Here is a 19,969-nt window from a genome sequence, read left to right as displayed (position 1 = left end):
CCAGGATATGCCCGCCGGAGGGTCCGCGGTGGTCAGCCGCGAGGAACGGTCGAGCCCACCAGTTCCGCCCACCCCGGCGCGATCTCCGACCAGTCGCCGGGGCCGCTGAGGACCGCGACCGCAGCGGTGCGCATCTCGTGCGTCCGCCCGGTCAGCAGCGAGACCAGCCCCTCGAAGCCCGGGTTGTGCCCGACCAGCAGCACCGTGCGCACGATCTCGGGCAGCCCGTTGACCACCGCGAGCAGATCACCCGTGGTGGCGTCGTAGACGTCCTGCTCATAGCGCACCGTCGGCCCGGACGCGAGCTCTCCGGACAGCAGCTCCCAGGTCTGCTTGGCCCGCAGCGCGGGGGAGCAGACGACGAGCTCGACGCCCGGCGCGTTGTGGCGCATCCACTTGCCCGCGGCGGGCGCGTCCTTGCGCCCGCGGTCGGCGAGCGGACGCTCGAAGTCGGACCCGCCGTCGGGCCGGTCGGCCTTGGCGTGCCGGCAAACGATCAGCGTCCGGTTCTCACCCGTCATGCCCAACTCCATCGTTCCGCGTTTCGGTCCAGCACCACGGTAAAGCCGTACCGCGTCACGGGCGCGGGCCGGTGAGGCCGGGGCGCAGCGGTGCCGGTGAAACGAGGCCGCGGCCCGTCGGCCCGCGTCGAAATCCGATGGCCCCGGCTCGCGACGGGTTGCGAGAATCCGCGCATGTCACGTGGTTTCGACGAGCTGGTCGCCGAGGGCGCCGCCGCCTCCGTCGACGGCTGGGACTTCTCCTGGCTGGAGGGGCGTGCCACCGAGCAGCGGCCCTCGTGGGGATACCAGCGCATGATGGGCGAGCGGATGGCCGCCGCCCGTGCGGCGCTCGACGTGCAGACCGGCGGCGGGGAGGTCCTGGCCGGGGTGCCGGAGCTGCCGCCGCTGGCGGTGGCCACCGAGTCGTGGCCGCCCAACATCGCCGAGGCGACCCGGCTGCTGCACCCGCGCGGCGTGGTGGTCGTCGCCGACGCGGACGAGCCTCCGCTGCCGTTCGCCGACGAGGCGTTCGACCTGGTCGTCAGCAGGCATCCGGTGACCACGTGGTGGCCCGAGATCGCCCGCGTGCTGCGGCCCGGCGGCACCTACTTCTCCCAGCAGGTCGGTCCCGCCAGCGTCTTCGAGCTCGTTGAGCACTTCCTGGGGCCGCAACCGCCGGAGGTGCGGCGCAAGCGGCATCCCGAGGGCGCCAGGGCGGAGGCGGAGGCCGCGGGCCTGGAGGTCGTCGACCTGCGCTCGGAGTCCCTGTGCACCGAGTTCTTCGACATCGGGGCGGTGGTCTACTTCTTGCGGAAGGTGATCTGGATGGTCCCGGGCTTCACGGTCGACCAGTACCGCCCGCAGCTGCGGTCCCTGCACGAACGCATCGAGGCCGAGGGCTCCTTCGCCGCCGCCACGACGCGCTTCCTGATCGAGTGCAGGAAGTGACGGGGCGGTGTCTCAGACGTGCTCCGCCGCGATCCGCTTCTCGAACCAGTGGTCGGCGTACTTGCGCCGCGCGTATGCGGGGATCTCGGCGAAGCCGTGCTTGGCGTAGAGCCCGCGTGCCTCGACGAGGTCGGCGCGGGTGTCGAGCCGGAGCAGTGACGCCCCGATCGACCGGGCGTGCTCCTCGGCCGCACCCAGCAGCCGCCCGCCCCAGCCCCGGCCGCGCACCCGCGGGGCGACGTACATGCGCTTGATCTCGGCGACCTCCGCCGACAGCAGCCGGACGCCGACGCAGCCGACCGATGAGTCGCCGTCCCACGCGACCAGGAACGCCCCGTGCGGCGGGCGCAGGTCGTCGCTGGGGTCCTCGGCCAGGGCGCGGTCGATCTCCTCGGCTGTGGCCTGCCGCCCGTAGTACCGGCTGGCCAGCTCGTCGATGTAGGTGCGCAGCACGACCGCCGAGACCGGATCGTCGACCGGGGTGGCGGTGATGCGGCGTTGCCCGCCGACTGCGGGGGAGATGCCCATGCGGACATTGTTCGGGCGCTGTCCAGCGGTTTTCGTTCCACAGCGCGATGTCCGAAAGCCGCTAGGTTTCGGTACCCGGCGCGGATTGACTCGAGTGGTACCGCGAAACGCACGACCACGAGGACGACGACGATGACCACACGAACCGCCGAGACCGACCGGCTTTCCGCCGCTCTGGAGGACTTCTACGCGGCCGAGGCCGCCTACCTCGCCGCCGGCGGCCCCGGCGGGGCCGACTTCTCCGGAGTAGCCCGGCACCTCGACCCGGACGTGATCCTGCACCAGGACCCGGGCCTGCCGTACTCGGGGACCTGGCGCGGCCACGACGGCCTGGAGCGCTTCATGGCCACCATGAGCCGGACGTGGGAGCGCTTCGACATCGGCGAGCAGGACTACTGGTTCGGCGACTCGACCGTGGTCGTGCTCAGCCGGATCCGGGCACGCGCCAGGGCCACGGGCACCGAGCTGGAGTTCCCCATCCTCCAGCACATCCGGTTCCGCGACCGCAGGCTCGCCGAGGTGCGCCCGTTCTACTGGGACACCTCGGCGATCGCGAGGGCGTGCTCAGGCTGAGTCCTTGCGAACCGTCCAGCCGCCGTCGACCAGCAGGCTGCTCCCGGTGATGTAGGACGCCTGCGCGGAGGCCAGGAAGTGCACGGCGGCGGCGACCTCGGCCGGGTCGCCGAGCCTGCCCAGGACGGTGCTCGCCGCGCTCCGCTCGCGCCCCTCGGCGTCGACCCGGTCCCACGCGGCGGTCGCGATCGGACCCGGCAGGACGCAGTTGACCCGAATCCCGGGCCCGTAGTCGACGGCGAGCTGACCGGTCAGCGATAGCAGCGCGCCCTTACTCGCCGCGTACGCCGCATGTCCGGGGATGCCGGCGTGCGCGTGCACCGACGACACCAGCACGACGCTGCCGCCGCCTTTCCGCAGGGCGGGCAGGCACGCCCGGAAACCCAGGTACGCGGCGTCGAGGTTCACCGCGAGCTGGCGACGCCACTCCTCAGGAGTCGTCTCGTGCACCGGCTTCACCGCGACCGCGTAGGCGTTGCTGACCAAGACGTGCATGCGCGGAGTCCGTTCGGCCACCCGCTGCCACGTCTCCTCGGCAGCCACGTCGCCGGTGATCCACTCGGCTTCGGCACCGGCGGCGGCCAGCTCATCGGCCAGCCGCCGTCCGGAGTCGTCGACATCCACGCCCAGCACCGGATGTCCCGCCTCGGCGAAGCACCGCAGGACGGCCGCGCCGATACCGGACGCGGCACCCGTGACGACCGCGCATCCGGACGCGGCGGTGTTCATCGGTCCACCCCGTCGAGCGGCAGCCGCAGTTCCAGGCCCGCGCCGATCGGGCGGTTCGCCGTCCGGATCGCGTCGAGCTGGGTCTGCGGCAGCGCCCGCCGGTAGACCCGGATCTCGTCCAGCGCGCCGTGCCAGCGGTCGGCGCCGTCCACCCGCTGTCCGATGTGGACGCCGTCGATCCCGAACTCGGAGCCACCGGCCGAAACCGAGCCGAGCGGAGCCGTCGCGCCGGCGACCTCGGCACCGTCGACGAGCATCCGGAACCGCCCGCCGCCGCGCCGCAGGACCACGTGGTGCCAGCGCCCGTCGTTGAACGCCGACGTCGAGGCGATGGTGGCGTGCCCCTCTTCGGCCGCCAGGTGCGCGCGGATGCGGTTGCTCTGCGGCTCGGCGCGCAGCCACAGTTGCGGGGTGTTCTCCGAACCCATCCGGTAGGCCCAGAGGAGGGTGTGCGCGCCGGCGGTCTGGTCGTAGGAGAACCACGCCGTGACGGTGAAGTCGTCGGAGCGCAGGTCGAGCGCCTCGGTGAGCGGGACGTGCACGTGCTGCCCGCCTGCCGCCGCCATCGCCGATCCGAACCGGCCCTCGGTCAGGTGGGGCGCTCCGCGCACGTATGCCGTGTGCGCATTCTTCGACACGTCCGGGGTCGTCGGACCCGGCGCGGGCGGCTCCGGGAAGTTCGGCGGTGTGCCGTTGGGCTCCTCCAGGTACGCCTCGCCGAAGCGTGCGAGCACGATCTCCTCGTACGGATTTCCCGTGCCGCGCTCGTAGAGCAGGCCGATCGTGTCCTGGTCGATCCCGGTGAGGTCGGAGTACCCGGACGGTCCCCAGTGGACGATCCTGCCGTCCTGCCAGCTTTCCCAGCTCGTGCCCTCGTCGTAGGACGAGCGGATGCTCATGGCTTCGCGGCCGGCCGGGTGGGCGGGTGCGGAGAACAGGATGCGGTTTCCTGCGTCGCCCTCGTCGACGGCCCGCCAGCGCAGCGCCGAGCCCTGGATGATCGGGGTCTGGAGCTCGGGGATCGTGCGGAACGGCTCCTCGAACGTCTCGCCGCCGTCGGCGGAGACGGCGAAGGCGCGGTGCCCGGGATCGGTGCCGCCCTGGTCGCGGGCCGCGGCGTACACGCGGCCGTCGACCAGTTCCACCACGCTCATCTCCTGCGGCTTGATGGTGTCGGGCCGGTGCTCGGCGTTGGCGCCCACCCGCCAGTTGAGCCCGCCGTCGTCGCTGTAGATGAGGTGGCCGCCCACCTGGCGCTCGTCGGCCGACTCGTGCGACGCGCCCACCACGAGCCGTCCCGCGTGCTCGCCGCGGGTGAGCTGGATGCCGTGCATCGGCCCGGTCGCGTACCAGCGGTCCCACGCCGGGTCCTTGACCTGCGTGGTGATGTCCCGGGGCGCGCTCCAGGTCCGGCCGTCGTCGTCGCTGTGCTGGACGTGGACGGTGCGGTCGCGGTCGACGTCGCCGGGGTTGTGCGTGGTGACGAGGACGACGCGGCCGGTCGCGGAGTCCACGATCGGCACCGGGTTGCCGAAGGTGTTGGGCCCGTTGTCGCCGACGAGCTGGACCGGACCCCAGGTGCCGCCGCCGTCGGTGGAGCGGCGCACGACCAGGTCCACGTCACCGTCGTCGCCGCAGTCGTTGCGCCGTGCCTCAGCGAAGGCCAGCAGCGTGGCGGCGGTGGTCCGGACGATGGCCGGGATCCGGAAGCAGGCGTAACCGGCCTGCCCCCTGGCATAGAGCGTCTGTTCGGTGAAGCCCGCTGAGCCGCTGGGTGGACCGGCGGCGTGGGCGGATGGAGCCAGGACGCTGCTCGCGGTCACGACGGCCGCCGCGAGCACCCGCAGCCGGTGCGCGGCGCGCGGTCGGGAAGCGGCGGGCTCCGGTCGGGAGTTCGCGGACGATCGAGCGGGGCGGAAACGGTTCATGGACGCCGAAAACCCTTCTGACGCCGGATGTTCGACGGTGCGGTCACTCGCGTCCCGGTTCCGGCGACCACTTGTCATCGCCCGGCCCGCCCGCTAGCTTGCACACATCGCCAGACATCCTACGTCCCACGTGTGATGCCCACAACGGTCGAATCGACCACCCAGTCCGAGGAGCGCAATGGTCCAGCCCGGTCCGCAAGCCGAGGTCCCGATCGCCGGCGGGGTCGTCCCGCCGCTGTGCACGCCGCTGACCCCGGAACGGGAGCTGGACGTGCCGTCGCTGGAGAAGCTGACCGGGCACCTGCTCGGCGCGGGCGTCCACGGCCTGTTCGTCACCGGCTCGACCGGCGAGGCCGGCTACCTGCCGGACAGCACGCGCCACCGCGTCCTCGAAGTCGTGGCCGGGGTCAGCGCGGGAGAGGTTCCGGTGCTGGCGGGAGTCATCGACACCGCGACGCCGCGGGTCGTCGAGCAGGCCCGCTCCGCGCGGCGCCACGGCGCGGACGCCCTGGTCGCGACCGCGCCCTTCTACGTGCCGACCCATCCGGCCGAGATCGCGGTGCACTTCCGCCGGATCCGGTCGGCGGTCGACCTGCCGCTGCTGGCCTACGACATCCCGGTGTCGGTCGGCACGAAGCTCGCCCCGGACACCGTCGCCGAGCTCGCCGAGGACGGCACGCTCGCCGGGCTCAAGGACTCCAGCGACGACCTCGACGGCATCCGCACCGTCCTGGAGACCGTGGACACCGACCGGTTCCTCGTGTTCAGCGGCTCGGAGACGATGGCCGACACCGGGCTCCGGCTCGGTGCGCACGGCCTGGTGCCCGGGCTCGGCAACGTCGACCCGGACGGCTACCTGCGGCTGCACCGGGCGGCCGCCTCCGGTGACTGGGTACTGGCCGAGTCCGAGCAGGTGCGGCTGCGCAGGCTGTTCCACCTGATCAAGGTGGGGATGCGGCGTCCGATGAGCCGGTACTCCTCGGCGATCGGGGCGTTCAAGGAGGCGCTGGTGGCCAGGGGAGTGATCGAGCACGGCACGACCAGCGTCCCGATGATCCCGCTTGACGAGGCCGAACGCGCCGAGGTGCGGCGGTTCCTGGTCGAGGCCGCCTTACTGCCGGAGTGACCTATGTGGACCTCGAAGATGACCAGGCGCCAAGGCTTTCGCGCGTTCGCGGGCGCTGCTGCCGGGCTCGCCGCCGCCGGGTGCACGCAGCAGGCGGCTCCCCAGCCGGGACGACCGGCGATGCCGGGGCAACCGGTGGAGCTCGAGTTCTGGGCGTGGGTGCCCGGCATGGACGAGGTCGTCGCCACCTGGAACCGGCAGCGCCCGGACATCCAGGTGCACTACGTCGAGGTCCCCGCCGGGGCTGACGGCGCGTACCCGAAGCTCTACGCCGCGCTGGAAGCCGGGGCCGTGCCCGATCTGGTGCAGATCGAGTTCATGGAGCTGCCGAACGCGGTGCTCAACCGGGGCCTCGTCGACCTGCTCCCGCTCGGCGTGAGCGCGCACCGGCACGAGTTCGTCGACTGGACCTACGAGCAGGTCAGCTTCGGCGGCGGGGTCTACGCGGTGCCGCAGGCATCAGGACCGGTCGCGACCTTCTACCGCAAGGACCTCTTCGATGAATGGGGCCTGACCCCGCCCGCGACGTGGGAGGAGTTCGAGCGGGTCGCCGAGCGGGTGCGGGAGCACGACGCCTACCTCACGACGTTTCCCACCAACAACTCCGAGGTCCTGTCCGCGCTGTGCTGGCAGGCCGGCTCCATCTGGTTCGGCGCCGACGAGCGGCAGTGGGTGGTCGACGTGGACAACCCGGCGACCCACCGGGTCACCGACTTCTGGCAGCGGCTCATCGACCGCGACCTGGTCGACACCATCCCCAACAGCGGCAACGCCTTCTACAAGAGCGTCCAGGACGGCCGGATCGTCAGCCTGCTCGGTGCGCACTGGCACGCGGAGGTGCTGGAGGGCAACGCCGAGAACACGGCGGGCAAGTGGGCGGTGGCGCGGATGCCGCAGTGGGACGCGGCCGGGCCGGTGCGCACGACCAACCTCGGCGGGTCGGTCACCTCCGTGGTGCGCGGCAGCCGCTTCCCGGCGCAGGCGCTGGAGTTCGCGCTGTGGCTCAACACCGATCCCGCCACGGTCAGCGACCTCGTCGTCAAGGGCATGGGGTTCCCGGCGCTCGCCGACCTCTCCCGGGTCCCGGCGATGGACGAGGCGTTCGGCTTCTTCGGCGGCCAGAGGATCAACGACGTGTTCCGCGAGTCCAGCGAGTCGGTGGACAACAGCTGGAAGTGGCTGCCGACGACGAACCAGGCGCTGGAGCACATCAACGCCGAGCTGCAGGGAATGGCCTCGGGCGGGCGGAGCCTGCACGAGATCGCGGTCGACGCCGAGGCGCAGATCATCCGCGACCTGGAGAAGAAGGGGCTGCCCCACCGGTCCTGACCGCCACCGCTCGCGGTGGCCGCGAGCAGCGCTGACAAAGGAGTCGCATGCGCCGCACCAAGGGGACCAGACTGGCCGTCGCCGGCCTCGTCGGCCCGTTCCTCCTGCTGTTCCTCGCCTTCTTCATCGCCCCGGTGCTCTACACGCTGTACCGCAGCCTGCTGGTGGTGCACCGCAGCGGCCCGCTCGGCCTGGGCGGCGCCGAGAACGTCTTCGGCGGCCTGACCAACTACCGGTGGGCGCTGGAGGATCCCGGTTTCCTCGCCGGGTTCGGCCGCATCCTGCTGTTCGGCGTGGTGCAGGTGCCGGTGATGATCCTCGGTGCGACGGTGCTGGCTCTGCTGCTGGACACCGCCTCCGCCCGCTGGAAGGGCTTCTTCCGCAGCGCCTACTTCCTGCCCTACGGCGTACCCGGCGTCATCGCCTCGATCCTGTGGGGCTTCCTCTACACCCCGGGCATCAGCCCGGTTTCGGAGCTGTTCGGCGCACTGGGAATCCCGGTCGACTTCCTGTCGTCGGGTTCGATCCTGTGGTCCATCGCCAACATCGTCACCTGGACCTACGCTGGCTACAACATGCTGGTCATCATCGCCCAGCTCAACGCCATCGACCCCGCGCTGCGGGAGGCCGCGCGCATCGACGGCGCCAACGCGTGGCAGATCGCGATCCGGATCAAGCTGCCGCTGATCCGCCCGGCCCTGGTGCTCAACACGGTGTTCAGCATCATCGGCACGCTGCAACTGTTCACCGAACCGCTGCTGCTCAAGCCGCTCAGCGGCTACATCGACGTCGAGTACACCCCGAACATGAGCGCCTACGCCGAGGCGTTCACCAACAACGACTACGGGCTGGCCGCCGCGCAGTCGATCATCGTCGCGGTGACCTGCTTCGTGCTCTCCTTCGGGTTCCTCAAGCTGGTGGGAAGGAGGGGCGCGTGATGCCGGAGCGCGCGTCGAAGATCCTGGTGACCGCCGTGCTGGCGGTCGCGGCGGTGTACTTCCTGCTGCCGGTGTACTGGCTGGCCGTGGCGGCGACGAAGACGACCACCGGCCTCTACGGCTCCAGCGGGCTGTGGTTCTCCGAACCGAGGCTGTGGACCAACCTCGGGCAGCTCTTCAGCCACGACGGCGGGATCTACCTGCGCTGGGTCGCCAACACCCTGCTCTACGCCGGGGTCGGCGCGCTGGCCGGGACGTGGCTGTCGGCGGCGTGCGGGTACGCCATCGCGAAGTTCTCCTTCCGCGGCAGGGAAATGGTGTTCAACCTGGTGCTCGGCGGGGTGCTGATCCCGTTCACCGTGCTGGCGCTGCCGCTGTACCTCATCTTCAGCTCGCTGGGCCTGGCCAACACCTACGCCAGCGTGCTGCTGCCGAGCATGGTCAGCCCCTTCGGGGTGTACCTGGCGCGCATCTACGCCGACGCCGCGATCCCCGACGAGTTGCTGGAGTCCGGTCGCATCGACGGGGCGGGGGAGTTCCGCATCTTCAACACGATCGTGCTGCGGCTGATGAAACCGGCGCTGGTGACCGTGTTCCTGTTCCAGTTCGTCGCGATCTGGACCAACTACTTCCTGCCGCTGGTGATGCTGTCCGACAGCAGCCTGTACTCGCTGCCGCTGGGACTGGCGGCGTGGTCCACCGCCTCCGAACGCGACGCGGTGCTCACCCAGCTTACGGTGGGCGGCGCGTTCGTCTCGGTCGTACCGCTGATGATCGCCATGCTCTTCCTGCAGCGCTACTGGAAGGGCGGGCTCACCGAAGGGAGCGTCAAGTCGTGACCGAACCACAGGCCGCCCGCCGATTCCGGGAGCGCATCGCCACCATCGCCTACGGAGGGGACTACAACCCCGAGCAGTGGCCGCGGGAGGTGTGGCGCGAGGACATCCGGCTGATGCGCGAGGCCGGGGTTTCCCTGGTGTCGGTGGGTATCTTCGGCTGGGCGCTGGTGGAACCGCGGCCCGGTGACTTCGACTTCGGGTGGTTCGACCAGGTCCTGGACAACCTCGCCGAGGGTGGTGTCGCGGCTTCGGTCGCGACGATGACCGCCTCTCCGCCGCCGTGGCTCGCCAGGAAGTTCCCGGAAACGCTTCCGCAACGCGCCGACGGCACCGTCCTGTGGCCGGGCGCCCGGCAGGCGTACTGCCCGTCGAGCCCGGTCTACCGCGACCACGCGGTCCGCCTCGTCGAGGAGCTCGCCGAGCGCTACGCCGAGCACCCCGCGCTGGCGCTGTGGCACATCGGCAACGAGTACGGCTGCCACGTCCGCGCCTGCTACTGCGACGGCTCGGCGGTGGCCTTCCGGGACTGGCTGCGCGAGCGCTACGGCGACGTGGGCGCGCTCAACGAGGCGTGGTCGACGAAGTTCTGGTCCCAGCGCTACGACGACTTCGACGAGGTGCTCCCACCGCGCACCGCGCCGACCTTCGCCAACCCGGCGCAGCGGCTGGACTTCGCCCGCTTCTCCTCGGACACCATGCTGGAGCTGCTGCGGATGGAGAAGGCGGTCCTGCGCCGCGTGACGCCGGAGATCCCAGTGACCACCAACCACGTTCCCCTGGCCAGGACCCTGGACCTGCACGCGTGGTCGTCCAAAGTGGACGTCGTCAGCTACGACTCCTACCCCGACCCGCACGACCCGCGGGCACACGTGCTGGCCGGCCTGTCCTACGACGTGTTCCGGTCGCTGCGCGGCGGCCAGCCGTGGCTGCTGATGGAACAGGCGCCCAACGCGGTGAACTGGCGGCCCCGCAACGCAGCCAAGGCCCCCGGCCAGATGCGGCTGTGGAGCTGGCAGGCCGTCGCCCAGGGCGCCGACGGCGTGCTTTTCTTCCAGTGGCGGCAGTCGGCGGGCGGCGCGGAGAAGTTCCACTCCGGGATGGTGCCGCACGCGGGCACCGACACCCGCACCTTCCGCGAGGTCACCGAGCTCGGCGCGGAACTGGCGGCCGCCGGGGAGCTGGCGGGCACCCGCCCGGACAACGACGTCGCGCTCGTCCTGGACTGGGACAGCTGGTGGGCCCTGGAGCTGGACTCCCACCCGTCGGAGCTGGGCCAGGTCGAGGCGTTGCTGGCCCACTATGGCCCGCTGTTCGACGCAGGGATCGGCTGCGACGTCGTGCACCCGGACCGTGACCTGTCCGGCTACCGGCTCGTGGTGGTGCCCAACCTGTACCTGCTGCGCGAGGCGACCGCCGCAAACCTCACCGAGTACGTCCGGCGCGGCAGGCACCTGCTGGTGTCGTTCTTCTCCGGCATCGTCGACGAGAACGACCGCGTGCACCTCGGCGGCTACCCGGCCCCGCTGCGCGAGGTACTGGGGCTGCGCATCCCGGAGTTCCAGCCGCTGGCCGAAAGCGCCGGCATCGGCGTGGAACTGCTCGGCAGCCCCGCCCGCGCGACGCTGTGGTCGGAGGAGATCGAGCCCGAGGGCGCGAGCGTGCTCGGCACTTTCACCGAGGGCGCGCTCGCCGGGCACCCGGCCCTGACCCGGCACGCCTTCGGCGACGGCGCGGCCTGGTACCTGGGAACGCGCCCGGAGCCGGAGGCGATGCGCACGCTGATCGACCGCGTGGCGTCGGAAGCCGGTGTGCAACCGGTGCTGGCCGACCTGCCCGCCGGGGTGCAGGCGACCCGTCGAGGCGATTTCTTCTTCCTGCTCAACCACAACACGGACGAGGTGGCGTTGCGGCTGCCGTGGCCCGCGGCCGATCTGCTCACCGGCGCGCAGGCCGCCGAGGTCACCCTGCCGCCGAGCGGAGTCGCCGTGCTGAAGCCCGTCGGGCGGTGATCCGCTGGTCAACCGGTGAATTTCCCCGAACGGAGTACAGGCGGCCGAACGCGTTCCTATGCTCCCCGGGATGATCGACCGGTTAGGTGCGGGTACGCGGGAAGAATCGTCGGAGAAGGCGGCGATGTCCGGATCGCTGCGCGGGACGGCGGTACCGATGGTCCGGCTGGTGCCGTGGGTGGCCGCGTTCTACCTCGCGTCCGGGTGCGCGGCCGGCGCGCACAGCGCCTCCTCCGGACCGGTCCCCACCACGGCGACCCCGACGACCGAGACGACGACCCCGACCACCACGACCGAAACCACCACGACGGAGACCACGACCAGCGACACCGACGACGAGCAGGACTGGGACTACGTCGCGGTGTGCGTCGACCCTGAGACCGAGGTCCGGCTGCCTGACGAGGACTGCGAGGACGCACCGACCGACTACACCCACGTTTCCGGCCAGCACGTGGGCGTCGCGGCCCTCTGGTACCACTACTCGGCCTCGGCCGGCGCCTTCGCCGCACCGGTGGGCACCCGGGTCAGCGGCGGCACCTACACCACGCCGAAGACGGGCCCGTCCGGCCAGACCGCCACGGTCGGCCGGGCGGGCAGCGTCCCCACCACGGGCGGCACGATCCCGCGGGGCGGCTTCGGAACCGGCACGTCGGGCACCTCCGTCGGCGGATAGCAGTGCCTTGTTGCGGCTTGGCCCGGATTCCGGCCTGCTGACATGACAGGCGGTTCAGTTGGGTCGGCTGATGGCCATCTTGGCGGCGAAGAAGCCCAGCAGAGTGCCGGATGCGAAACGCTGTGCCTGGAGCACGCGGGGATGGCGGGCCAGATACCCGGCGAGCGCAGCGGCGGTGAGAACGATGAGGCCGTTGACGGTCACACCGACCACGATCTGTGCGGTTCCGAGCTGGAGAAACTGCCACCACGTCGCACCCAGCGCGGGATCGACGAACTGAGGGATCAGCGCGGCATACAGGAGCGCGATCTTGGGATTCAGGAGGTTCGTCAGCAGCCCCGTGCCGAACAGGCGGGCCGCCGAATGCGGGGCCAGTTCGCGTGGTTCGAACGGCGATCCGCCACCGGGGCGCAGGATCTGCCAAGCCATCCACGCGAGGTACGCCGCGCCCAGGAGTTTCACCACGTGGTAGGTCTCAGGTACGGCCACGAAGAGGGCGGATAGACCGGCGGCTGCCGCGACGAGGTAGACGACGAATCCGAGGGCAACGCCGGCGAGCGACACGAGTCCGGCACGCCGCCCCTGCGAGATGGCTCGCGATGCCAGGTAGACCATGTTGGGCCCGGGGGTCAGTACCATGCCCAACTCCACCACCACGACGCCGAGCAACGAGGCGAGCGATACGAGTTCCATGGAGCGAACGTATAGGGCGGGCTCTCGCCGCCCCCGCCGGGCAGTCGCCTTGCCCGGCCGGGCTCTCGTCGCCCCGCCGGGCTCCGTACGCGATTCACTGGGCAGTCCGGCCGCTGGCGCGGGTTCACGCATCCCCTCTGCAAGTCCCGAACGGACCTTCATCGCAAACCGTGATCACGCTCGACTTCGGTGACGCCGGCTCGACGTGGAATGCCAGAACGAGCCGGCCGGCTCCGTGGCGGGCCCGCGAATGGATCGCCAACTCACGTGAAAGATCCGCATTGGTAGCAGGCCCTTGCCCGACTCCGGGTGGTGGCCCGAACCCACCTCACCTGCCAGACTCCAGGCATGGCCGAGGACGTTGCCGCCTGCGAGGTGGCGCACAGCGATGCACCGGTGGCGACCGGCGACCGGACCCTGGTCGCGGTGTTCGCCTCACCGGTCTCGCGCTACCTGCTCCGCTACGGCCGGGACCTCGGGTACCGGACGCTGCTCGTCGAGCCCGACCCTCAGCGCGCCGACCAGGCGCCGGACACCGACGTGGTCGGGAAGGTGGCCGACATCGGCGGTGACACCGACGTCATCGTGACCGACCACCACCGCCCGGAGCTCGGCCCGATGCTGCGCGACGTGCTGGCGCACCAGGTCCGCTGGGTCGGCGTGCTGGGCAACCCCCGCCACCCGGCACCGCACGTCGCCGCGCTGCGCGAGCTGGGCGTCGAGGAAGAGGCGATCGGCAGGGTGCACCGGCCGATCGGGCTCAACATCGGCTCCCGCCGCCCGCCCGAGATCGCCATCGCGGCACTGGCGGGCCTGCTCGCCGACCGCAACGGCAGGCCGGGCGGCTTCGAGTTCTGAGCCCTCACGACGACGTCCGCAGCTCCGGCGCGACCTCGTCACCGGACACCGTGCGGTCGACCATCGCCGAGTCGTCGCCGAAGAGCCGCTGCACCCGGCCGGGCGCGTTCACGGCGATGAGCACGGCCACGACGATGGTCAGCCCGAACGACAGGCCACCCAGCGCCGCTCCGCGCCCCGTCTGCTCGGCGATGGCATTGCCCAGCACCGGGGCGACCGCGCCGCCCAGCGCGCCGACGTTGTAGGTGAAGCCCAGCCCCGCCGCGCGCCGGGAGGTCTCGAAGTACCCGCCGACCAGCTTGGGCAGGATGCCCGAGATGCCCTGGCCGAACATCTGCTGGAAGAACAGCAGCACCGCGATCCAGCCGAGCTGGTCGCCGCCGAGCGCGAACACCGGCAGCACCGGCACCAGCGAGGCCAGCAGCGTCCAGGTGTAGGCGCGCTTGGTGCCCAGCCGGTCGCCGGTGAAGCCGGCCAGCACGCACCCGACCGCGGTGCCGAACCCGGCGAAGAACAGCACGTCGGCGACCTGGCCCGGGTCGTAACCCAGATCCTGCTTGAGGTAGGTCGGCAGCAACGCCTGGATCGGCCACGAGTACAGGAACGCCAGGAACACCACGACGATCAGCGTGACCATCATCGGCGTCGCCGACCGCGCGAACTGCGCGGCGAAGGCGAGCAGACCACCGGCGGCCGCGACCGCGAGCAGCACCGAGACCACACCCGACGACCAGCCGATGAACAACGCGAACAGCGAAACCGCGACCACCGCGGTCAGCAGCACGTTCCACGGCCGCGCCCGGCCCCGGTAGAGCACCTCGACGAAGGTCGGCTCGTCGTGGGAGGCCTGCTCCCAGTCGGCGGCCTCCGGGATGCCGCGGCGCAGCCACAGCGCGAGCACGATCGGGGCCAGCCCGAGGAAGAACAGCGCCCGCCAGCCCAACGACGGCACGACCCAGCTGTAGACCTGGGCGGCCAGCACGCCACCGAGCGAGAAGCCGGAGAGCAGGAAACCGCTGGCGCGGTTGCGCAGCCGCCGGGGCCAGCTCTCGATGACGTAGGTCGCGCTCGCGCTGTACTCGCCGGCCATGCCCAGGCCCACGACCAGCCGCGCCACGAACAGCGGCCAGTAGTCCCACGCCAGCCCGCAGGCGAAGGTGCCCACCGAGTAGAGCACGATGCTGATGATCATCGCCCCCCGGCGGCCGTAGCGGTCGCCGACCGCGCCGAGCACCAGGCCACCGAACCAGCGGGAGATGAACGCCGCCGACACCAGCGCGGCCGCGGCGGCGCCGGAGAGCCCGAACTCGTCGCTGATCTCGGTGAGCACGAGCGTGATCAGCACGAAGTCGAAGCCGTCCATCGCGTAGCCGAGCCAGGCGGCGAAGAACGCCTTCCAGTCGCGGGCCGAGAGCTGCCGGTACCAGCGCGCGGAGTCGCTCGTTGCACCCACCTGAGCCTCCTCGCTCGTCGCGCCCCGGACATAGGACGTAGGATGTCCAGGCAAGCTACTCTGGGCCATCGCGGATGGCAAGGTTGTTCCCAGCGGTGGCCGAATCGGCGGTGGGAGCCGAACCACCGGAGCAGGCGGAGGGACGGGAATCGATGGCTGGTGGCGGCAGGCAGCTCCAGGACCGAGTCGTGGACCTGATCCTGGAGTCCGGGCTGCCGCCAGGCGCGCCGCTGCCCAGCGAACCGCAGCTGATGGCCAAGCTCGGGGCCAGCCGCAACTCCGTCCGCGAGACGCTGCGCGCCCTGCACACCCTGGGCATCGTCGACATCCGGCACGGCTACGGCACCTTCGTCGGCGAGGCACCCGTGACCGCGCTGATGCCGGGCCTGCTGTTCCGGGCCCGCCAGTCGGCCCGCCAGGACGCCTCGACGCTGGCCGACTTCATCCAGATCCGCCGCATCCTGGAGACCGCGCTGATCGCCGAGGTGCCTCAGCACGCCGACGAGGACTTCCTGGCGGAGCTGGAGTCCTGCGTGGCCGAGATCTCCACGGGCGACGTCGTGGAGGCCGACCGACGCTTCCACCAGACGCTGTACCGGCCCGTGGGCAACGAGATCGCGGTGCAGCTCATCGACCTGTTCTGGACGGTCTACCACCGCGTCGAGGAGGAGATCGACCCACCGGAGTGGTTGCGCGAGGAGATCGGGCGCGAACACCAGTCGATCGTCGACGCGATCCGCTCCGGTGACGCCGGCGCCGCGGCCGAGGCGATGACCCAGCACTTCGCCGACATCGAGCGCCGCTCCCGCCGCTTCATCGACCGCCAGCGCTGAGGAACGCCTTCAGACGTGGTCCGCGTGGCGGCTGACGGCGCTCGCGAAGACCTGGCCGCACCCGGTGGGCGAAGGCCGCAACAAACGCTTCACGCAGCGGAAACAACCGCTGGCCAGAATCACGTCATGAGGATCCAGCAGGTGCGGTGGGCGGACCCCAACGCCGTCACGCTGCGCGCTCTGCAGCGCGCCGAGATCGCCGCGAGGTACGGCACACCGGACAGCGAACCCGGGCTCGCGCCGTCGCAAGCGGACATCGCGGCGTTCTTCGTGGCCCACGCGGACGACGGCACCCCCGTCGGCTGCGGGGGACTGCGCCACCTGGGCGGCGGAGTCGGCGAGGTCAAGCGGATGTACGTCGTCCCGGCCCGGCGCGGGAGCGGCGTCGCGGTCGCGATCCTGGACGCGCTGGAGGACTGGGCACGCGGCCAGGGCTGGACCACCCTGCGGCTGGAGACCGGTACCGCGCAGCCCGACGCGGTGCGCTTCTACACGCGTTCGGGCTACCAACGCATCCCGAACTTCGGCGCCTACGCCGGTGTGGCGACCTCGTTGTGCTTCGAGCGGGTGCTCGAAGCACAACGCAGCGCCTGATCGAAGCGTTCGGACAGCAGTGGGGCCGGTCCTCCGAGGAGGACCGGCCCCACTGCGCTGATGCGAACTACTGGTCGGTCTCGGCGTCCTGGTTCTTGACGTCGCTGCGGTCGCTGGAGCTCGGCAGGTCACCCGGCAACTGCACCGTCTGGCTGATCGGGCCGGGCGAGAACATGCCCCAGCGGACCTCGTGGCTGATCCGCATCGCCGCCTCCGCGGGCAGCGCCTCGGGCGTCTGCGGCTCCAGGACGTAGAGCGAGCCCCAGTCCCGGGAGATGTCGTTCTTCAGATACGTCGGCAGCTCCCGGGTGTTGGAGTTGACGTTCATCCACCCGAACGGCCCGCCCATGTCCGGCGACGACCAGCTCTGGCCGATGTCGCGCACCTCGGCACCACCGGCGACGCGGAACTTCGGCATCTCGAAGATCCCGTTGCGCATCGCGGGGATCCGCAGGCACGGGTGCACCAGCGCCGCGGGCCACTCCACGTAGGTCCCGGCGTTGCCGACGAAGTCGGTCATCCGGGTCAGTTGCGGAGCGCGGGGAGCGCTCAGCGCCAGCCAGCCCTGCGGGGCCAGCGCCTGGTCCTTGGCCACGATCCGCAGCTTGGTCGCGCCCTCGGCGTCGCCGTCGACCATCAGCCGGGAGTCGCGCCAGTTCGGCGGCGCGCCCTGCGCCTTGGGCAGGATGCGGCGGTCCATGATCTCGAACCCGCGCGCGGTGTCCTTGCCGAACTCGACGACCACCGAGTTGGGCTCGGCGTCGATCCCGGCCAGCGCCACGACCACCGGTACCTCGCCGCTGGTCGCCCGCTCGGGGATGTCGTACCAGTCGGTGCGCAGCTCCCCGGTGCCCAGGCCCTGCGGGTCGTAGCTGCCCCACACCGGCGCGGCCGCGTCGCCGAAGTGGTGCGGCGGCGTCCAGTCGGGCTGGCCCGGGTAGGCCTGGTCGCTGGACGGCACGCCCGGCTGCGCGAACCCGTCGGTCTTGGCGCGCAGGTAGTCGTTGGGCTTCTCCTGCTCCGTCTTGCGACCGGGCACCTTCGTGCCGGGCGCGGCCACCGACGGCTGCTGCGGCGAGGCCGCCAGCACGCCGTCGCGGGGCTGGGACTCGACGTAGACGTAGTCCGACAGCCCGCAGCTGTTGCCCATGAGCTGCTGGACGTTGTCCGCGCCGATGCTGTAGCTGCCCCACTGCTTCTGGACGACCTTGGCGAAGGTGGCGACCTCGCCGACCACCAGCAGCGCGCACACGATCGCCAGCGGCGCGGTGCCCCGCTTCAGCGCCCGGCTGCGCTGCTCGATGCTGGTGACGTCGACGACCTTCGGGTTGTTCTCGTCGAGGCGCAGGTGCTCGATGAGCGCGACGACGGCCGCGACGGCGGCGACGGCCAGCAGTGCGGTGCTGGCGTTGAACCCCTTCAGCGACGGCGGCTTGTCGAACCACGGCACGCCCCAGCCGGAGACGTAGAACCAGCCGTTGGGGCCGGTGGCGGCGAAGGCGATGATCAGCATCAGCCCGGAGAAGAACGCCGCCCGGTTGCGCCGCGAACGCAGCACGGTGCTGCTGGTCGCCAGCGCCGTCAGCGCGGCCAGCGCGCCGCCCAGCGCCGCGAACAGGCCGAAGTGGTGCGACCACTTGGTGGGGGTGACCACCAGCACCACGAACGCCAGCGCCGTGACCGCCAGCAGGCGTCGGCTCGGGCCGAGCGCGGCACCGCGGATGCGGCCCCGGCGCAGCAGCATCACACCGCAGGTGGCCAGGCACAGGATCACCAGCAGCACCGGGAAGCGGCGCACCAGCGAGCCGTCCGGGGTCGGGGCGAACAGCAGGTTGTAGCGGTTGAGCTCCTGGTACCAGTGGTCGTTGGGCCCCAGCTCCTGGCGCAGGTCGGTGGCGTCCATGACCGCCTGCCAGGTCTGGTCGGAGAACACCACGACCATGATCACGAAGCCGCAGGTCGCGATCGGCGCCAGCACCGGCAGCCAGCCGAACTGCCTGGCGCGGCTGCGCACCAGCCGGAACAGCGGTTTGATCGCCGCCACGTAGGGCAGGACCGCGACCAGACCGGTCGGCCCGGCACCCACCGCCAGCGCGGCCACCACCAGGCCCAGCGCGGCCGGCATCAGCCGCCGGGTCGCCACCGCACGCTCCACCGCGCACAGCGCGAGCAGCGAGAACAGCACCACCACGGGCTCGGAGCGCAGACCGTTGTTGTAGGGCATCCAGAACGCCAGGAACACCGCGGCGCCCGCCCAGCCCGCGGCGTTGCTGCGGCGGACCTGCTGGCCGAGCCGGGGCAGCACCTCGCGGCTGATCAGCAGCCAGCTCGTGATGCCCATCAGCAGCGCGGGCAGCCGCACCCACGGCGTCGCGGTGGAGACCTGCACCCACAGCGAGTACAGCTCGTAGAACCAGCCGAACGGAGCCTCGGGTACGGCGAACCAGCGGTAGTAGTTGGTGATGTAGTCGGCTTCTTCGCGTGCACGGGCGATGGTGAGGATGTAGCCGTCGTCCGAGGTCATCGCGCCGATGAGCCACCAGACGCCCAGCGAGCCGAGCACGGCGAGGTCGCGGAGGGTGGGCTTCCACCAGCCCGACGGCACCAGCCGCGGCGGGCGCCGCCCGGCCCGTCCGTCGAGCCTGCGCAGCACCACCACGCTGCCGATGAACGCCAGCACCGCCCCCGCCATCACGACGATCTTCAGCGCCGTCGCGTGGCTCTCGTAGCGGGTGTCGATCTCGGCCTTGAACGACAGCCCCGCGGTGCGGTCCACGGCGGTGTCGAGGTCGGAGTAGACGCCGGTCAGCTGCGGGCGCACGTCCTCGTTGGCCAGCGCGATCTGCTGGCCGCCGACGGCGGCGGTGGTGCGGTAGCCGTCGGAGTGCACCGTGATCGCGCAGTTGCCGACCGGCAGCGGCGCGGTACCGAGCTGGCGGCCCTTGGAGGTCAGCACCAGGCGGCCGTTGTCGACCTGCAGCCGCAGCCCCGTCACCGTGCCGGTGTCGGAGTTCAGCGGCGTGGTGCTGACCAGGGTGCCGTGGCCGTCGCTGCGCGCGTCCAGCGACCGCGCCGACTCGCACGGCACGGTCGCGTCGATCCGGACCGGCGAGTAGCTGGCCAGCGGTGCCGCGACCGGGCGGGTGCCCTGCGCGGTCGGCCACTGCAGCGTCGTGACGTCGTAGTTGACCGGCATGAAGGGCACCGCCAGCGCCAGCACCGCTCCGAGCAGCCCGAGGACGGAGGCGACCAGCCGCAGCTTCTTCGCGGCGGGGTCCCGCCCTGATTCCGGGGAGCGCGCCGCGTCGTCGCCGGACGGCACGGGTTCCTCTGTGGTGTCATCCTTGCCCGCACTAAGCACACGAGCAAAATAGTCGCCGCTCGTGGCGCCTTTTCCAGCGCATCGCCGTTGTCA

18 protein-coding genes are annotated in these 19,969 nt (G+C 71.3%); 11 read left to right on the top strand and 7 right to left on the bottom strand.

Annotation, left to right across the window (positions count from 1 at the left end; all coding sequences use genetic code 11):
• Positions 1 to 32: 32 nt before the first annotated feature.
• Complete coding sequence (locus tag HUO13_RS28865) at positions 33 to 521, bottom strand: SixA phosphatase family protein (protein WP_211898130.1); 489 nt, start codon at positions 519 to 521, stop codon at positions 33 to 35.
• Between the two features lie 174 nt (positions 522 to 695).
• Between HUO13_RS28865 and HUO13_RS28860 the strand changes: the two genes are divergently transcribed.
• Complete coding sequence (locus HUO13_RS28860; protein WP_211898129.1) at positions 696 to 1,451, top strand: class I SAM-dependent methyltransferase; 756 nt, start codon at positions 696 to 698, stop codon at positions 1,449 to 1,451.
• A 12-nt stretch (positions 1,452 to 1,463) separates the two neighbouring features.
• On the opposite strand, the gene HUO13_RS28855 is transcribed toward HUO13_RS28860, so the two are convergent.
• Positions 1,464 to 1,979, bottom strand: coding sequence for a GNAT family N-acetyltransferase (locus HUO13_RS28855; protein WP_211898128.1), 516 nt, complete (start codon positions 1,977 to 1,979; stop codon positions 1,464 to 1,466).
• A 132-nt stretch (positions 1,980 to 2,111) separates the two neighbouring features.
• On the opposite strand from HUO13_RS28855, the gene HUO13_RS28850 reads away from it, so the two are divergent.
• Positions 2,112 to 2,552 carry a nuclear transport factor 2 family protein gene (locus tag HUO13_RS28850; protein ID WP_211898127.1) on the top strand — a complete coding sequence of 147 codons (441 nt, stop codon included), beginning with the start codon at positions 2,112 to 2,114 and terminating at the stop codon, positions 2,550 to 2,552.
• Here HUO13_RS28850 and HUO13_RS28845 read toward each other — a convergent pair.
• Both HUO13_RS28845 and HUO13_RS28840 read right to left on the bottom strand, forming a co-directional pair.
• Complete coding sequence (locus HUO13_RS28845) at positions 2,544 to 3,281, bottom strand: SDR family NAD(P)-dependent oxidoreductase (RefSeq protein ID WP_211898126.1); 738 nt, start codon at positions 3,279 to 3,281, stop codon at positions 2,544 to 2,546. The two genes, HUO13_RS28850 and HUO13_RS28845, sit on opposite strands and share 9 nt — an antisense overlap.
• Positions 3,278 to 5,104: a sialidase family protein gene (locus HUO13_RS28840; protein WP_249124151.1), complete on the bottom strand. Its 1,827-nt coding sequence runs from the start codon at positions 5,102 to 5,104 to the stop codon at positions 3,278 to 3,280. The genes HUO13_RS28845 and HUO13_RS28840 overlap by 4 nt, the downstream gene beginning before the upstream one ends.
• Before the next feature lie 283 nt (positions 5,105 to 5,387).
• Here HUO13_RS28840 and HUO13_RS28835 point away from each other — a divergent pair, with 283 nt between their 5' ends.
• From HUO13_RS28835 to HUO13_RS28810, 6 genes are all read left to right on the top strand, one after another.
• On the top strand, positions 5,388 to 6,335 hold the full coding sequence (locus HUO13_RS28835; protein WP_211898124.1) for a dihydrodipicolinate synthase family protein: 948 nt from the start codon (positions 5,388 to 5,390) through the stop codon (positions 6,333 to 6,335).
• Positions 6,336 to 6,353: 18 nt separating this feature from the next.
• Positions 6,354 to 7,664 carry an ABC transporter substrate-binding protein gene (locus HUO13_RS28830; protein WP_249124150.1) on the top strand — a complete coding sequence of 437 codons (1,311 nt, stop codon included), beginning with the start codon at positions 6,354 to 6,356 and terminating at the stop codon, positions 7,662 to 7,664.
• Between the two features lie 47 nt (positions 7,665 to 7,711).
• Positions 7,712 to 8,602: a carbohydrate ABC transporter permease gene (locus tag HUO13_RS28825; protein ID WP_249124149.1), complete on the top strand. Its 891-nt coding sequence runs from the start codon at positions 7,712 to 7,714 to the stop codon at positions 8,600 to 8,602.
• The gene (locus tag HUO13_RS28820; RefSeq protein WP_211903228.1) at positions 8,602 to 9,441 is read left to right on the top strand and encodes a carbohydrate ABC transporter permease; all 840 of its coding nucleotides are present in this window, start codon (positions 8,602 to 8,604) and stop codon (positions 9,439 to 9,441) included. The genes HUO13_RS28825 and HUO13_RS28820 overlap by 1 nt, the downstream gene beginning before the upstream one ends.
• The gene (locus tag HUO13_RS28815) at positions 9,438 to 11,450 is read left to right on the top strand and encodes a beta-galactosidase (protein WP_211898122.1); all 2,013 of its coding nucleotides are present in this window, start codon (positions 9,438 to 9,440) and stop codon (positions 11,448 to 11,450) included. Before HUO13_RS28820 ends, HUO13_RS28815 begins: the two co-directional genes overlap by 4 nt.
• Before the next feature lie 70 nt (positions 11,451 to 11,520).
• On the top strand, positions 11,521 to 12,123 hold the full coding sequence (locus tag HUO13_RS28810; RefSeq protein WP_211898121.1) for a hypothetical protein: 603 nt from the start codon (positions 11,521 to 11,523) through the stop codon (positions 12,121 to 12,123).
• A 54-nt stretch (positions 12,124 to 12,177) separates the two neighbouring features.
• Here HUO13_RS28810 and HUO13_RS28805 read toward each other — a convergent pair whose 3' ends face one another.
• Entirely contained in the window at positions 12,178 to 12,816 is a 639-nt protein-coding gene (locus HUO13_RS28805) for a LysE family translocator (RefSeq protein WP_211898120.1), read from the bottom strand.
• Between the two features lie 348 nt (positions 12,817 to 13,164).
• Here HUO13_RS28805 and HUO13_RS28800 point away from each other — a divergent pair, with 348 nt between their 5' ends.
• Positions 13,165 to 13,674, top strand: a complete 510-nt coding sequence (locus HUO13_RS28800; RefSeq protein ID WP_211898119.1) for an XdhC family protein — start codon at positions 13,165 to 13,167, stop codon at positions 13,672 to 13,674.
• A 4-nt stretch (positions 13,675 to 13,678) separates the two neighbouring features.
• On the opposite strand, the gene HUO13_RS28795 is transcribed toward HUO13_RS28800, so the two are convergent.
• On the bottom strand, positions 13,679 to 15,127 hold the full coding sequence (locus HUO13_RS28795; protein ID WP_211898118.1) for an MFS transporter: 1,449 nt from the start codon (positions 15,125 to 15,127) through the stop codon (positions 13,679 to 13,681).
• 74 nt (positions 15,128 to 15,201) lie between these two features.
• On the opposite strand from HUO13_RS28795, the gene HUO13_RS28790 reads away from it, so the two are divergent.
• Positions 15,202 to 15,960 (top strand): FadR/GntR family transcriptional regulator, encoded by a 759-nt coding sequence (locus tag HUO13_RS28790; protein ID WP_249124148.1) that lies wholly within the window; start codon positions 15,202 to 15,204, stop codon positions 15,958 to 15,960.
• 126 nt (positions 15,961 to 16,086) lie between these two features.
• Positions 16,087 to 16,554 (top strand): GNAT family N-acetyltransferase, encoded by a 468-nt coding sequence (locus HUO13_RS28785; RefSeq protein WP_211898117.1) that lies wholly within the window; start codon positions 16,087 to 16,089, stop codon positions 16,552 to 16,554.
• 67 nt (positions 16,555 to 16,621) lie between these two features.
• Here HUO13_RS28785 and HUO13_RS28780 read toward each other — a convergent pair whose 3' ends face one another.
• Positions 16,622 to 19,876, bottom strand: a complete 3,255-nt coding sequence (locus tag HUO13_RS28780; RefSeq protein WP_249124147.1) for an arabinosyltransferase domain-containing protein — start codon at positions 19,874 to 19,876, stop codon at positions 16,622 to 16,624.
• Between the last annotated feature and the right edge of the window lie 93 nt (positions 19,877 to 19,969).

The organism is Saccharopolyspora erythraea, from assembly GCF_018141105.1.
Classification (GTDB): domain Bacteria; phylum Actinomycetota; class Actinomycetes; order Mycobacteriales; family Pseudonocardiaceae; genus Saccharopolyspora_D; species Saccharopolyspora_D erythraea_A.
Note: the sequence above shows the minus strand (reverse complement) of the source record. Positions and strands in the feature narration are given on the sequence as shown.

What these genes read in the sequence shown, in the direction of transcription:
- HUO13_RS28865 (WP_211898130.1), bottom strand. Translation starts at nt 521, where the DNA reads ATGACGGGTGAGAACCGGACGCTGATCGTTTGCCGGCACGCCAAGGCC.
- HUO13_RS28860 (WP_211898129.1), top strand. Translation starts at nt 696, where the DNA reads ATGTCACGTGGTTTCGACGAGCTGGTCGCCGAGGGCGCCGCCGCCTCC.
- HUO13_RS28855 (WP_211898128.1), bottom strand. Translation starts at nt 1,979, where the DNA reads ATGGGCATCTCCCCCGCAGTCGGCGGGCAACGCCGCATCACCGCCACC.
- HUO13_RS28850 (WP_211898127.1), top strand. Translation starts at nt 2,112, where the DNA reads ATGACCACACGAACCGCCGAGACCGACCGGCTTTCCGCCGCTCTGGAG.
- HUO13_RS28845 (WP_211898126.1), bottom strand. Translation starts at nt 3,281, where the DNA reads ATGAACACCGCCGCGTCCGGATGCGCGGTCGTCACGGGTGCCGCGTCC.
- HUO13_RS28835 (WP_211898124.1), top strand. Translation starts at nt 5,388, where the DNA reads ATGGTCCAGCCCGGTCCGCAAGCCGAGGTCCCGATCGCCGGCGGGGTC.
- HUO13_RS28830 (WP_249124150.1), top strand. Translation starts at nt 6,354, where the DNA reads ATGACCAGGCGCCAAGGCTTTCGCGCGTTCGCGGGCGCTGCTGCCGGG.
- HUO13_RS28825 (WP_249124149.1), top strand. Translation starts at nt 7,712, where the DNA reads ATGCGCCGCACCAAGGGGACCAGACTGGCCGTCGCCGGCCTCGTCGGC.
- HUO13_RS28820 (WP_211903228.1), top strand. Translation starts at nt 8,602, where the DNA reads ATGCCGGAGCGCGCGTCGAAGATCCTGGTGACCGCCGTGCTGGCGGTC.
- HUO13_RS28810 (WP_211898121.1), top strand. Translation starts at nt 11,521, where the DNA reads ATGATCGACCGGTTAGGTGCGGGTACGCGGGAAGAATCGTCGGAGAAG.
- HUO13_RS28805 (WP_211898120.1), bottom strand. Translation starts at nt 12,816, where the DNA reads ATGGAACTCGTATCGCTCGCCTCGTTGCTCGGCGTCGTGGTGGTGGAG.
- HUO13_RS28800 (WP_211898119.1), top strand. Translation starts at nt 13,165, where the DNA reads ATGGCCGAGGACGTTGCCGCCTGCGAGGTGGCGCACAGCGATGCACCG.
- HUO13_RS28790 (WP_249124148.1), top strand. Translation starts at nt 15,202, where the DNA reads ATGGCAAGGTTGTTCCCAGCGGTGGCCGAATCGGCGGTGGGAGCCGAA.
- HUO13_RS28785 (WP_211898117.1), top strand. Translation starts at nt 16,087, where the DNA reads ATGAGGATCCAGCAGGTGCGGTGGGCGGACCCCAACGCCGTCACGCTG.